Genomic DNA, 13,896 nt, shown 5'->3' with positions numbered 1-13,896 from the left:
CCGGTTCTCAAGGTGCACGCCCCGCGGCTGATCCGGTCCGACCGGGCCGCGCGGCAAGGAGATATATTGCCAGACCGGAGGGGCGCCGGGGGCGGGAATCTGGGCGTACACATTTCCTACACAGTTTGGAATCCGACTAACGTTTGCCAGCCGTTAACTACCGCTCGCCGAGCATCTCTTTATATAAGGCAGTCTCATGGTTAAAGCGGATACGTTCCCCTAGCTAAAGCACAGCCAGCATCGAGCAACTCATCACGTTCTTCCACCGAGAACCCCTCGGCGTAGACGCGCACCACTGGTTCGGTCCCGCTAGGACGGACTAGCAGCCACGTGTCATCCTCAAATGCTAAACGCAAGCCATCCATATGACTAACGTTTTGCGGCACCTTGCCACAAATCGACTTGGGGTTTACGCCCGGCAGCAGGGTTCGTAACGTTTCGGCATCTTCGGCCTCAAGGCGCAAATCGCGTCGACCGTAACTCGTCTTACCAAAACTGTCCTCGAGTTGGTCGACCAGAACGCCCAAAGGCGCGTCCGTCTTTGCCATAAGCTCACACAGAATCAGACAGGCGAGGATTCCATCGCGCTCGGGCATATGCGCGGCGATGCCGATACCACCGGCTTCTTCGCCGCCTATGAGGACGCCACCCTTCTTCATCTCTGCCGCTATATATTTGAAACCGACTGGTTTGACGGTCACGCGGCAGCCAAGCGCCTCGGCAATGCGACGCACGAGCGTCGAGCACGAAAGATTGACGACGACGCGCCCCTCCAAATTACGAAATTGAACCAAGTCGCCCAAAACGAGCGCCATGATCTGATGCGGATGTATATATCTGCCGCGCTCGTCAACCGCGCCGATACGGTCGGCGTCGCCGTCGGTCACCAGGCCAGCGCAAGCTCCGTCCTCGATAACCGTATGCTCGCAAGCGTCCACCCACGGCTCAACGGGGTCGGGGCAGATATCCTCTTGGTCAGGCGCCTGCCCGGCGTGAATCTCGTGCACCTCAACGCCAAGCTCGCGCAGCAAGTCGGCTAGATAGCCCTGGGCTGCGCCGCCCATGGGATCAACAACCACGCGCAGGTGCGCGGCGCGGATGGCTTCGGCATCGACAAACGATGCCACCGCTTGCATATAGTCAGGAATGATATCCGCGGTGCGATATTGCCCCTCGATCCCCATTGGCTCGGGAGCCATGGTCTCTTCGAGCTCTTCGATGACATCCTGGTTGGCGGTCGAGCCGTCACCCATGCGAATCTTGAGACACAGATAACCCTGCGGATGATGGGACCCCGTCACCATGAGCGCGCCGCACGCCTCACCGTCATAAGCCGCCGCCCACGTAAGGGCAGGGGTCGGAACAGGTCGCGAAGCGAGCACGGCGTCTAGCCCGTGCGCTGCTAGCACACCCGCCGCAAGCTCAGCGAACTCGCGCGCCAGGGGCCGAGTGTCGAACCCTATATATACCGTTTTGCCCGGATTGATCTTTTGCCACAACTCGCCGACGGCATCGGCGATACGGGCAACGTTATCGGCAGTGAAGTCCTCATCGACGCGAGCGCGCCAACCGTCAGTTCCAAAATGAATTATCGCGCACACGCGCAGACACCTCACAGTGTTTGGATCATGGTACGCATGAGGTATACCCGCGATACACACTCGGCAACCTGCCGGCACCAGCATTCACCATTTGGGCAAATGCTGCCGAGGACATGCAAGCAATAAAAAAAACCGCCCCGTATGGAGCGGTTTTACCCTTTATATATCGAGCGCCTCGGCCATCGCTGCCGTAGTGATTGCCGTGGTTCCACAGCAACTGCCCACCATTGCGGCACCGGCATGTCTCCATTCGATGCATGCGCGCGCGAAAGCTTCGGGGTTCTCGTGCCATACGGGGCCATCCTGAGTCTGGACCGGATCGCCCACGTTGGGACGCACCGTGACGGGAGTAGTCGCCGATGCAACCATCCTGGGCACCGCCGCGTTCGCGGCCGCAAGCGAACAGCAATTAACACCAACCGAGTTTGCGCCGTGTTTTTCGGCGTACAAAACGGCTGCCTCGATGTTGAGGCCATCGCCCAACAGGTCGCCTTTGTCATCAACGACAAAACTCACCAGGACAGGCATGCCGTCAGCGGCATCTCGAGCGCCGGCAAGCATGGGCTGCAAATTACGGATAGACGTCACCGTCTCGATCAGCAGACCATCAACACCAGCATTGAGTAAGGCGTGCGCCTGTTCGCGCGCAATGCCTCGGATCTCACGAAACTCGGCAGAGTCCTCGGCAAACCACTCAATACCGATCGGACCCATCGAGCCCAGCAGCAGCTGAGGGTGCGCCTGGCGGGCATCGTCGACGGCCCCGCGATTGACCTCCGCCACGGACGGCGCAATCTGGTCGTGCTTGAGGGCATAGCTTGATGCCTGAAAGGTATTGGTAATGAGTACCTGCGCGCCGGCGGCGACATACAAGCGATGGATACGAGAAACGGTCTGCGGCTCTGCCAGATTCCAAAACGCCGGTGGAATATCGGCGGCATCGTACTCACTCAACAGAACACTGCCCATGGGGCCCTGCGCCAACAAGGTCTCGCTCGACAAGCGGCGCGTAAGTTCCTCGGCACCAAAGCGGTTGTAATAACTCGTATCCATATATATCCCGCTATTCCTCGACGCTGATTCCCTGCTTTTCGAGATAGGCGAGCCAGCGGCTCATCGTGTCCTCGGATAGCGCATGCTCCATCATGCAGGCCTCGGAATCGGCTCGCTCAAATTCGACACCGAGCTCCTGAACCAAAAACGTGCGGATGAGGCGATGACGGTACCAGATAGCCGTGCCAACCTCGCGGCCGCGATCGGTCAGGATTACCTTGCCATAGTGCGATTGCTCGACAAGCTCGGATGCCTTGAGCGCCGAAACCGCTTTATTGACCGATGCCTTGGAGACGCCAAGGCGCTGCGCGATGTCGACCGATCGCACGCCGTTGGTTTCCCCCTCTTCGCTTTCAATGCGAACCATGCACTCCAAGTAGTCTTCGTTCGCCACCGTCAGATGTAGTTCGCGCGAGCTATTTGTCGTATCCATGATCTTCCGTCCCTTCTGCATTCAATGGCTGATTCTACCCCATCCAAGCGTCGCGGTATGCCGTGGCATACCGTGCTAGAGTTCTTGTTGCACACGACGACCAAGATTGGAGCGGTCTTTATGGAAAACACCACCACGAACCCCGATGTCCTCGAGCGCTTTTTGCGCTACGTCCAGATCAACACGCAGTCCGAGGATGCAAACTGCGACCAGGTACCTTCGAGCGCCGTTCAGTTTGACCTTGCCAACGTGCTGGCTGAAGAGCTGCGCGAGCTTGGTGCGGAAGATGCCCACGTGACCGAGCATGCCTATGTCTGCGCGCATATCCCCGCAAGTGCGGGCGCTGAGGACAAGCCCGCCCTGGGCCTGATCGCCCATCTCGACACCACCGAAGTTGCACCGGGCGCCGGCGTGAAGCCGCACATCGTACACTACGAAGGCGGCGACCTGGTCTGCGGCACGGTTGACGGTAAGCCCGTTGCCATGAGTACCGCCAAGCTTCCCGCCCTGAATGACCTCGCAGGTGAGGACCTGGTCTGCAGCGATGGCACCACGCTGCTGGGCGCGGACGACAAGGCAGGCGTCGCCGAGATCATGTCGCTTGTCGCGCGTATCGCTCAGGACCCTTCTCTGCCCCATCCCGCACTCGGTATTTGCTTCTGCCCTGACGAGGAGATCGGCCACGGAGCCGAGCTGTTGGATATCGATACCTTTGGCTGCAAGTACGCCTACACGGTCGACGGCGGCCCCATCGGCGAACTGGAGTGGGAGTGCTTTAACGCCGCCGAGGCGACCGTCTGCTTTGAGGGCCAGTCCATCCACCCGGGCGACGCCAAGGGCCGTATGGTCAACGCAGGCAATCTGTTCTGCGACTTCAACGCGTTGCTCCCCTACGTGCAGCGCCCGGAGTACACGGAAGGCTACGAGGGCTTTTATCACCTTGAGGGTGTATCTGCGACCGTCGATCACGCCACAGCGCGCTATATCGTCCGCGACCATGACGCCGCCAAGTTCCAGCAGAAACTCGACCTTATTGATGCCGCCGCCTCGATGCTCAACCAGCGTCTGGGTGAGGAGCGCGTGACGGTCGAGATTAAGCAGCAGTATCGAAATATGGCCGAGATCGTTCGTGACTATCCCGAGCTTATTGATGTTGCCAAGGAGGCCTACCTTGCCTGCGGCGTTGAGCCCCAAGTGCTGCCGATTCGCGGCGGCACCGACGGCGCGCAGCTGTCGTTCCGCGGTCTGCCCTGCCCCAACCTTTCCACCGGCGGCTATTGCTACCACGGCGTCAACGAGTTCGTCCCGGTCAGTTCACTCGTGAAGATGACCGACGTGCTCCAGGAGCTCGTCGCCCGCTTCGCATAAGCCTGGCCACACAAGCCTAAACGACAAACCGCCCCGTCCTCTACAGAGAACGGGGCGGTTTTTGCTGCAAGGGGAGTAATCAGCATCGCAGGTTGAGCCAACGTCAGCGAGCGACGTCCAAGGCGAACAAGTTGGCATGAAAAAGGCAGGGCATTGACCTTCTGGTCATGCCCTGCCTTTTGAATGACAAATTGTCGCCTTGGGCGGCGCGCAGCGTCGAGCCGTTACGGCGTTTGTTAAAACGCCGTAACTTAGTAGTTGGCTTCGTAGCCGTTGCCGTCGCCGGTGGGCTCTTCGAAGTAGTCCGAATCGCTCGAATCGCTTGAGTCATCGGAATCGTCAGAGCTGACCGATGAGGTTGCGGTACCGTTTGCGTAGTCGTCAGACGTGTTGTTGTTCAGGTCGCCGATCGTGGAGCTGGAGCCGTCGGAAAGACCCATGGTGTTGGGGCCCTTGGGGTCCTTGCCGGCGTCGACACGGGCCATCATTTCCTTAAGCTCGTCCTCGTAGACAAAGACGTAGCTCACACCGTCGATCATGGTGCTGTCGTCGGCGTACGAGGGCAGGTTGGCCGAGTAGATACCGTCGACATCCATACCGCGCATGGCGTTGACCGTAGCCACGATATCCTGAACGCTCATATCGGTTACAAGCATATCGGACAGCGAATTAACCAGGCCAAAGATCTTCGTGGCATCGAAGTTATTGAGAATCTGGTTGGCAAGTGCGCCAAGCACCTGACGCTGGTGGCGCATGCGCGTGTAATCGCCGTCGGCATAGGTGTAGCGGCAGCGGGCATAGGTAAGGGCGGTGGCACCGTCCATATGCTGCTGGCCAGCGGTAATCTTAATATCCAGGTGCTCGGGGTCGTCAACATCATCGGTTGCGTTAATGTCGATACCGCCAACCGAATCAATCAGCGCCTGCATACCGTCGAAGCTGACCTCGGCATAGTGGGAAATCTGAACACCGCACAGCTCGTTGACCGCCTCGACCATGGCCTCGGCGCCGCCAACGGTATGGCAGGCGTTGATCTTCATGGTCTCGCCCTTGTACTCGACCTTGGTGTCGCGCGGAACGGAAATGAGCGTCGCCTGCTTTTCCGTGGGGTCGATGCGTGCCAGGATAATCGAGTCGGCACGATACGTATCCTCGCCCGGACGGCCGTCGGTGCCAAGAAGCAGCACGTAGAACGGATCCTTTGCCTCATCGGTGTCAACCAGAACCCGACGCAGATTGTCGGTAATGACATTAGAATCGCCGAGCTTGCCCATAATGGTGGCAAACCACAGGCCGGCAGCGGTAGTGGCACTCAGCAGCACGCCAAGCACGACAATGAGCGCGACGTGACGAATCGTGTGGCTACGGCGACGTTGACGAGCGCGCTCGGAATAGCGAGCCACGTTATCGCGACTGTAGATTTTGGCCTGCGCACCAGTTGAGGGTCTTCGGGTGGTGGTATCCGCGAGGGGCTTTTTATTAAACATAGGCAACCTGTATTAGTAGATGACGGGATCGGGGACGGTAGCATGCTCGACATGCGCGCCAAGCGCCTGCAGCTTTTCGACAAACTGCTCGTAGCCGCGCTTGATGTGATGGATAGCCGAAACCTCGGTCGTCCCGTCGGCGATCAAGCCCGCTACGACGAGGGCCGCTCCGCCGCGCAGATCGGGCGAGGTAACCTGTGCACCCGAGAAGCCCTTGACGCCATGAATCATGGCATGATGGCTCTCGATACGAATGTCGGCACCCATGCGCACCAGCTCAGAGGCAAACATAAAGCGATTCTCGAAGATGTTTTCGGTAATAACGGAACTACCGTCGGCAAGGGCGGAGAGCACCATAATCTGCGCCTGCATGTCGGTCGGGAAACCGGGGAACGGAAGCGTCTGGATGTCGACCGGCTTGATACGCTCGGCACGGCTCACATGGACGCCATCCTCGACGCGCTCGCAGTCGATACCCATGAGCTCCATCTTCTTGAGCACCATGCCCAAGTGAATGGGGCAAAAGCCCGTGACATCGACACCGCGATCGTCGGCCATCAACGCACCGGCAACGATAAAGGTACCGGCCTCGATGCGGTCGCCCACCACGCGATGGGTAACGGGATGGAGCTCTTCCACGCCTTCGATAGTCACGACGGGCGTACCGGCGCCAACAATCTTGGCGCCCATCTCGTTGAGCATGTTAGCGAGATCGACGATCTCGGGCTCGCGGGCGGCATTGTCGATAACCGTGGTGCCCTGTGCGCGCACAGAGGCCATGATGAGGTTCTCGGTCGCACCGACGCTGGCGAACTCGAGCGTGACGGTGGTACCGCGCAGACCTTGGGGCGCATTAGCGTTGATGTAACCGTGGGCGGTATCGAACTCAACGCCCAGGGCCTCAAGACCAAGAATGTGCATATCGATCTTGCGAGCACCCAGGTTGCAGCCGCCCGGCATGGCAATTTTGGCGCGATGGAAGCGGCCCAGCAGGGGTCCCATGACGGCGGTGGAAGCGCGCATCTTGGCAACGAGCTCGTAGGGGGCCTCCCATGAATCGACCTGAGAGGTATCAATCTCGAGCGTGTGCTCGTCGAGAACATCGATCGTAGCGCCCATGCCCTTGAGCACCTTGCCCATCACGTGGACATCGGAAATATCGGGCACGTTCTGCAGCGTCGTCTTGCCCGGCGCCAGAAGCGTTGCCGCCATGAGTTTGAGCGCGGAGTTCTTGGCGCCCGAGACGGGCACGGAGCCTCCGATGGCGTGGCCACCCTCAACGCGGATAATATCCAAGGTCTACCCTTTCAAAAAGCATGCCCGGGGTGGCTGGGCCATCCCGGGCATGATGTGTTCGCAAATGGTCGAACGCTAAATCGTTTGACTATTGGGCAAGCTTGAGCTTACACCATGCGATTTCATTATAGAGGTAGGCGCGGCGTGCATCATCCTCCGACAAATTACCCAGCTTCTCTTCAAAACCTTGAATATCAGCTTTAAGCTTGTCGGCATCGACGGTCGCCAAATCGCAAGCGCGCTCGGCGAGAACGGTCACGACATCGTCCGCAACCTGGGCATAGCCGCCGGCCACGGCAAACGTGTGGTCGACAGTGCCCATGGCCTTATCGGAAACGCGAACGTAACCGCGGTCGATCGTGCAGATCTCGCTGGAGTGAGCAGGCAGGACGCCAAACTCGCCATCCGTGGACGGAATCGACACAAACGCAGCGTCGCCCTCATAGGCGCAGCTCACGGGGCACACGATGCGGATACGCATAACCTACTTCTCCCCCATCTTGCGGGCGCGCTCGCGCACGTCCTCAATCGTGGAAGCATAGCGGAAAGCCTGCTCGGGCAGGTCATCGGCCTTGCCGTCGACAATCTCGGCGAAAGAGCGGACGGTATCCTCGACGCGGACGTAGACACCGGGGTTGCCGGTGAACTTCTCGGCGACGTGGAAGGACTGCGAGAGGAACTGCTGAATCTTACGGGCACGGTTGACCGTAAGGCGCTGCTCCTCGGACAGCTCGTCCATACCCAGAATGGCGATGATGTCCTGAAGGTCGGAGTACTCCTGCAGGAGCTCCTGGACCTTGACGGCGACACGGTAGTGCTCCTCGCCGACGATCGAGGGATCGAGAGCGTCGGAGGAAGACGCGAGCGGGTCGATAGCCGGGAACAGGCCGAGCGACGAAATGCTACGCGAAAGAACCGTGGTGGCGTCGAGGTGCGTAAACGTCGTGGCAGGCGCCGGGTCGGTCAGGTCGTCTGCGGGGACGTAGACAGCCTGGACGGAGGTAATGGAGCCCGTCTTGGTCGAGGTAATGCGCTCCTGGAGGTCGCCCATCTCGGTTGCCAGCGTGGGCTGGTAACCAACGGCGGACGGCATACGGCCCAGCAGTGCGGAAACCTCGGAACCCGCCTGGGAGAAGCGGAAGATGTTGTCGATGAACAGCAGAACGTCCTGGCCGCGATCGCGGAAGTACTCAGCGGTGGTAAGGCCGGCCAGACCGATGCGCAGACGCGCTCCGGGCGGCTCGTTCATCTGACCATAGACCAAGCAGGTCTTGTCGATAACGCCAGACTCGCTCATCTCGAGGAACAGGTCGGTGCCCTCGCGGGTACGCTCGCCGACGCCGGTGAACACCGAGGTGCCGCCGTGCTCCTGGGCGAGGTTGTTGATGAGCTCCTGAATCAGAACGGTCTTGCCGACGCCGGCGCCGCCGAACAGGCCCGTCTTGCCGCCACGGATGTAGGGCTCGAGCAGGTCAACGGCCTTGATGCCGGTCTCGAAGATCTCGGTCTTGGTGGTGAGCTCGTCGAAACGGGGCGCTGCATGGTGGATGGGGTAGAACTCCTCCACCTCAGGCATGGGCTTGCCGTCGACAGGCTTGCCCATGACGTTCCAAATGCGGCCGAGCGTCTTGGGGCCAACGGGCATCTTCATGGGCTCTCCGGTATCGGTGGCGATGAGGCCGCGCTGCAGGCCGTCGGTCGAGGACATGGCGACCGTGCGGACGACGCCGCCCGGAAGCTGGCTCTCGACCTCGAGGATCGTGCTCAGATGACCGATCGGGGTCTCGGCCTCGACCGTGAGCGCGTTGTAGATCGGGGGCACCGCACCGTCAAACTTGACGTCGACGACAGGACCGATGATTCGCACGATGCGACCATCACCGGCAGTCGTCTTCTTGGTGGCTTCCTCGACCGCAAGCTTTACGGTGTTATTAGCCATTACTGTTCCTCCAATGCTGAGGCTCCGCCGACGATCTCGTTAATCTCGGTCGTGATCGAAGCCTGGCGCACGCGACTATACGTGCGGGTAAGGGTCGAGATGATCGCGGTGGCGTTTTCCGTCGCGGAGTGCATGGCCTTGCGGCGTGCACCCTGCTCGGCAGCCGCCGAATCGATCAGGGCCTGGTAGATGACCGTCAGGATATAAGACGGCACAAGCTTGCCGAGAACATGCTCGGGAGAGGGCACGAACTCGAACGTGGACGAGATGCGCTTAGGGGCGTCGGTCTCGTTCTTACGCGGACCGTGGGCCATAGCGATCATCTCGGGGTCGAGCGGCAACAGATGCTCGACGCGAAGCTCCTGATCCACGCGGTTCTTGGCGTGGTGGTAGACAAGCTCGACACGGTCAAGCTCACCGGCACGATACGCATCGCAGATATGAGAGGAGATCATGCGGGCCTGATTGAAATCGGGCTCAGAGGAGTTGCCCTCAAAGTGCATGACAACGTTTGCGCGGTCACGGAAATACGTGGCCGGCTTACGCCCGCACGCGATGATCTCGCACTCGATGCCGTCGTTCGCCCAAGAAGCGGCGAGCTTTTCGGCCGTGCGCTCCACCGTCGTATTGAAACCGCCGGCAAGGCCGCGGTCCGAGGCAATAACGACAATCAGGCCATGCTTGACGCTCTCATGCTTCTGCAGCATGGGATCGGTGCCCGAACAGGAGGCGTCGCCGGCGACCGTCAACATGACGTCGGTCAGCGCCTCCTTATAGGGCTCGGCCTGCTTGGAGCGATCGAGGGCACGACGGATCTTGGCCGTAGAGACCATCTCCATCGTGCGCGTGATCTGCTTGGTCGTGGTAACCGAGGAGATTCGCTTCTTAATGTCGCGAAGGTTGGCCATGGGGCTTAGTTCTCCTCTGATCCAGAAACATCCGAATGGTGCTTGGCCATGAACTGCTGCTTGAAGTCGCCGATGACGCGCAAGAGCTCAGCCTTGGTGTCATCATCGATCTTCTTGGCGCGGACCTTGTCGAGCAGCGAACCAAAGCCATTGTCCATGTACTCGATGAGCTCGGCACGGAAGGGCAGCACGTCGGCGATCTCCAAGTCATCCAGGAAGCCCTCGTTGCCAGCGAACAGCGTAACGATCTGCTCGCCAACCTCAAACGGCTTGTAACGCGGCTGCTTCAGGAGCTCGGTCATGCGAGCACCATGGGTCAGCTGCTTCTGAGTAGCCTCGTCGAGGTCGGAGCCGAACTGCGTAAAGCCAGCGAGCTCCTGATAGGAAGCGAGATCCAGACGGAGGTTGCCGGCGACCTGCTTCATGGCCTTGGTCTGCGCATCGCCACCGACGCGGGACACGGAGATGCCCACGTCGACTGCCGGGCGCTGACCCTGGAAGAAGAGCTCAGACTGCAGGTAGATCTGACCATCGGTAATGGAAATGACGTTGGTCGGAATGTAGGCCGAGACGTCGCCGTCCTGGGTCTCGATGATCGGCAGTGCCGTCATGGAGCCGTAACCGTTCTTCTTGGACATCTTGACGGCACGCTCGAGCAGACGAGAGTGCAGGTAGAAGATGTCGCCAGGATAGGCCTCGCGTCCGGGCGGACGATGCAGCGTCAGCGACATCTGACGGTAGGCCACAGCCTGCTTGGACAGGTCGTCGTAGATGACGAGCACGTGGCCGCCGGGGTTGGTCTCGCTGGCGGGCTTGCCGTCCTCGCCGTTGTACATGAAGAACTCGCCGATAGCGGCACCGGCCATAGGCGCGATGTACTGCATAGGGGCGGAATCGGCAGCGGTGGCCGAAACGATGATGGTGTAGTCGAGCGCACCGTGCTGAGCGAGGGTCTCGCGGATGTTGGCAACCGTGGAGGCCTTCTGGCCGATGGCGACATAGATGCAGACCATGCCCTTGCCGCGCTGGTTGAGGATAGCGTCGATGGCAATGGCGGTCTTACCGGTCTTACGGTCGCCGATGATGAGCTCACGCTGACCGCGGCCGATAGGCACCATGGAGTCGATAGCGAGCAGACCGGTCTGAACCGGCTCGCACACCGGGGTACGGTCGATGACGCCGGGGGCCTTGAACTCGATGGGGCGACGGTGCGTGGCGACGATGTCGCCCAGACCGTCGATGGGCTGGCCGAGCGGATTGACGACGCGGCCGAGCATGGCGCGGCTCACAGGGATATCCATAATGCGGCCAGTGGTGCGGCACTCGTCGCCTTCCTTGATGGAGTCGACGGCACCAAACAGAACGGCGCCGACCTCGTCACGGTCAAGGTTCTGGGCAAGGCCGAAGACGGTCTCACCGGTATCGGAGCTCTTGAACTCCAGAAGCTCGCCTGCCATGGCGCTCTTGAGGCCGGAGACGCGCGCGATGCCGTCGCCTACCTCGTCGACCGTTGAAACCTCATGCGTATCGACCGTCGCGGAGAGGCTCGTGAGCTGCTCCTGCAGTTTCTTGGCGATATCCTGGGCATTGAGGGTTTCGGACATTAGGCTTCACCTCCGTACGAATTAGCAGAGTTTGCGAGGGTCTCCTGCGCGATGCGCAGCTGCGTCTTGACGGAAATGTCACGACGCTCGCCGCGGGCCTCGAGCACCAGGCCGCCCACGATAGACGGGTCGACCTGCTCGATAAGGAATACCTTGCGGCCGAAGTCCTGCTCGCATTTCTTAGTGATGGTTTGACGCAGCTCGTCGTCGAGCGGGATCGCCGTGGTGACGGTCACGCCCACTACATCCTCGTCTTCCTCGGCAACATACTTAAAGGCAGCTGCCACCTTGGGAAGAAGGTCGAGCTGGTCGCGCTTGGACATGGTGTCGAGCACGGCGATGATCTCGGGGCTGGCAGAAGCCAAGCGCTCGATCATCTCGAGGTCCTCGAACACATGGTTCTCGGCCTTAGCGGCTTCCAGAAGGGAGCGCGCGTAGGTCTCGAGCACCTTGTCCTGATAGCGGCTAGTCGGCATTCAGGCTACCTGCTTCCTGGATGTAGCGCTCGATGAGCTTCTTCTGCTCGGTCTCGTCCTCGAGTGCCTCGCCCACGATCTTGGTGGCGACGGCAACGGACAGGTCGGCGATGGAGCTCGCGGCACCGGCGTAGATGGACTTGCGCTCGTCCTCGACGGTCGTATGGGCCTTGGCGATGATCTCCTCGGCCTCCTTGTGAGCAGCCTCGATGATACGGGCGCGCTCGGACTCGGCGTCCTTACGGGCCTCGAGAACGATGTCAGCAGCCTGACGACGGGCGTCGGTGACGATCGAGTCGGACTCAGCGCGCTTGGCGATAGCCTCCTGCTTGGTCTTCTCGGCCTCGTCGAGGCTCTCCTCGATCTTCTTGCCGCGCTCCTCCATGGTTTTCATGATGCCCGGCAGGGCGACCTTGGCCAGCACGATCCAGATAATCAGGAAGGCGATAAGCGCCGGGATGAACTCCGCCATCTTAGGGATGAGGATGTCCGCACCGGCAGCGCCGTCCTCGGCGAACGCGGAAACCGGCATGAGCAGCGCGGCCGCGGACGCGGAGAGTGCGATCGCGCTCTTCTGGGATGAAAGATTCATACTTGACGCTCCGTGCTATTTAACGATCAGCGCGACAACGAAGCCGATCAGAGCCAGAGCCTCGCCGAAGGCGGAGCCCATGATGAAGACGGTGAACACGCGGCCCTGGACCTCAGGCTGACGGGCCATAGCACCCGTAGCACCCAGAGCAGACAGGCCGATAGCAAGACCAGCGCCGATAACACCGAGACCGTAACCGATAACTCCCACGATTCCTCCTTTGTCGTGCGTGTCTTATTTCACGCAGGATAACCTTTTTATAACTGCCGGGCTCCATGGGTACGGGCACCGGCGGTTTAACGAATTGCCTTACCTTTAAGACGCGAACGGAAGGCTACTCCTCCTCCGCGACCTCCTCTGCCTCGGAGACATACACGGCGGTAAGGACCGTGAAGACGTAAGCCTGGATGGCGCCGACCACAAGCTCGATCGCATAGATCAGGATGAGGATGGCAAGCCAAGCCAGCGAAGGCAGGGCGCCGACGGCGTGGGCCGCGGAAACCTGCTGAAGCAGCGGCTGCATGAACATGCTCGCCATGATGGCGAACGAGCCCATGACCACGTGTCCTGCGAACATGTTGCAGAACAGACGGACGGCGAGCGTGATGAGACGCAGGAAGGTCGAGAAAAGCTCGACGACCCACACAAGCACGTTCATCGGGAAGCTCACGCCCTGCGGGGCGAGGCTCTTGATGTAGCCGATCACGCCGTGAGCCTTGCATCCGTAGTAGATGAAGTACACGAAGGCGAAGATGGCGAGCGCGGCGGTGGAGCCGATTGCGCCGGTGCCGGGCTTCATTCCCGGAATCAGGCCGATCATGTTATTGATCAGGATGAACAGGAAAAGCGAGCACAGGAACGGGAAGTGCTTCTTCCAGTTCTCACCCACGACGCCCTTGCCGATATCGTTCTCGACGTACTCGATGATGTACTCGAAACCGTTGACGAAGAAGCCCTTGGGGACCAGGGTCTGCTTCTTCTTGAACACGGCCAGGACGATCAGGAGCACGATCGTGGAGACGATCAGCCAAAACGAGTACTGCGTGATGCCGCAGCTCAGATCGCCCACGACAGGGGTGGAGCTGAACTCGCTGACCAGATGATTAATCTCATCAGGCAGCTTTTCAAAAATTTCCACG

14 protein-coding genes are annotated in these 13,896 nt (G+C 60.2%); 1 reads left to right on the top strand and 13 read right to left on the bottom strand.

The features are described 5' to 3' along the window. Window positions 1–200: 200 nt before the first annotated feature. The 3 genes from I2H81_RS08725 to I2H81_RS08715 form a co-directional block, all read right to left on the bottom strand. A complete protein-coding gene (locus I2H81_RS08725) occupies window positions 201–1,601 on the bottom strand; it encodes a phosphoglucomutase/phosphomannomutase family protein (protein ID WP_271817508.1) in 1,401 nt (466 codons plus the stop codon). 159 nt (window positions 1,602–1,760) lie between these two features. After that, window positions 1,761–2,654, bottom strand: a complete 894-nt coding sequence (locus tag I2H81_RS08720; protein WP_055252635.1) for a homocysteine S-methyltransferase family protein — start codon at window positions 2,652–2,654, stop codon at window positions 1,761–1,763. A 10-nt stretch (window positions 2,655–2,664) separates the two neighbouring features. Continuing rightward, a complete protein-coding gene (locus I2H81_RS08715) occupies window positions 2,665–3,087 on the bottom strand; it encodes a metal-dependent transcriptional regulator (RefSeq protein ID WP_040359600.1) in 423 nt (140 codons plus the stop codon). A gap of 120 nt (window positions 3,088–3,207) precedes the next feature. On the opposite strand from I2H81_RS08715, the gene pepT reads away from it, so the two are divergent. Then, on the top strand, window positions 3,208–4,455 hold the full coding sequence (pepT, locus tag I2H81_RS08710) for a peptidase T (protein WP_195645282.1): 1,248 nt from the start codon (window positions 3,208–3,210) through the stop codon (window positions 4,453–4,455). Between the two features lie 251 nt (window positions 4,456–4,706). On the opposite strand, the gene I2H81_RS08705 is transcribed toward pepT, so the two are convergent. The 10 genes from I2H81_RS08705 to atpB form a co-directional block, all read right to left on the bottom strand. Next, window positions 4,707–5,942: an LCP family protein gene (locus tag I2H81_RS08705; protein WP_195645281.1), complete on the bottom strand. Its 1,236-nt coding sequence runs from the start codon at window positions 5,940–5,942 to the stop codon at window positions 4,707–4,709. A 12-nt stretch (window positions 5,943–5,954) separates the two neighbouring features. Further along, window positions 5,955–7,238 (bottom strand): UDP-N-acetylglucosamine 1-carboxyvinyltransferase, encoded by a 1,284-nt coding sequence (gene murA, locus I2H81_RS08700; protein WP_195645280.1) that lies wholly within the window; start codon window positions 7,236–7,238, stop codon window positions 5,955–5,957. 88 nt (window positions 7,239–7,326) lie between these two features. Beyond that, window positions 7,327–7,719: an ATP synthase F1 subunit epsilon gene (gene atpC / locus I2H81_RS08695; protein ID WP_006235718.1), complete on the bottom strand. Its 393-nt coding sequence runs from the start codon at window positions 7,717–7,719 to the stop codon at window positions 7,327–7,329. 3 nt (window positions 7,720–7,722) lie between these two features. Next, window positions 7,723–9,177: a F0F1 ATP synthase subunit beta gene (atpD, locus tag I2H81_RS08690; RefSeq protein ID WP_006235717.1), complete on the bottom strand. Its 1,455-nt coding sequence runs from the start codon at window positions 9,175–9,177 to the stop codon at window positions 7,723–7,725. Next, window positions 9,177–10,085, bottom strand: coding sequence for an ATP synthase F1 subunit gamma (gene atpG / locus I2H81_RS08685; RefSeq protein ID WP_006235716.1), 909 nt, complete (start codon window positions 10,083–10,085; stop codon window positions 9,177–9,179). The genes atpD and atpG overlap by 1 nt, the downstream gene beginning before the upstream one ends. A gap of 5 nt (window positions 10,086–10,090) precedes the next feature. Further along, window positions 10,091–11,689 (bottom strand): F0F1 ATP synthase subunit alpha, encoded by a 1,599-nt coding sequence (gene atpA / locus I2H81_RS08680; protein ID WP_035138794.1) that lies wholly within the window; start codon window positions 11,687–11,689, stop codon window positions 10,091–10,093. After that, entirely contained in the window at window positions 11,689–12,165 is a 477-nt protein-coding gene (locus I2H81_RS08675) for a F0F1 ATP synthase subunit delta (protein WP_006235713.1), read from the bottom strand. The genes atpA and I2H81_RS08675 overlap by 1 nt, the downstream gene beginning before the upstream one ends. After that, window positions 12,155–12,757 (bottom strand): F0F1 ATP synthase subunit B, encoded by a 603-nt coding sequence (atpF, locus tag I2H81_RS08670; protein ID WP_117716380.1) that lies wholly within the window; start codon window positions 12,755–12,757, stop codon window positions 12,155–12,157. Before atpF ends, I2H81_RS08675 begins: the two co-directional genes overlap by 11 nt. 15 nt (window positions 12,758–12,772) lie before the next feature. Next, window positions 12,773–12,967, bottom strand: coding sequence for an ATP synthase subunit c family protein (locus I2H81_RS08665; RefSeq protein ID WP_022094262.1), 195 nt, complete (start codon window positions 12,965–12,967; stop codon window positions 12,773–12,775). A 124-nt stretch (window positions 12,968–13,091) separates the two neighbouring features. Further along, on the bottom strand, window positions 13,092–13,895 hold the full coding sequence (atpB, locus tag I2H81_RS08660; RefSeq protein WP_022094263.1) for a F0F1 ATP synthase subunit A: 804 nt from the start codon (window positions 13,893–13,895) through the stop codon (window positions 13,092–13,094). Window position 13,896: the final 1 nt, after the last annotated feature.

This window comes from Collinsella aerofaciens, assembly GCF_015561195.1.
Lineage (GTDB): Bacteria > Actinomycetota > Coriobacteriia > Coriobacteriales > Coriobacteriaceae > Collinsella > Collinsella aerofaciens_AC.
Note: the sequence above shows the minus strand (reverse complement) of the source record. Positions and strands in the feature narration are given on the sequence as shown.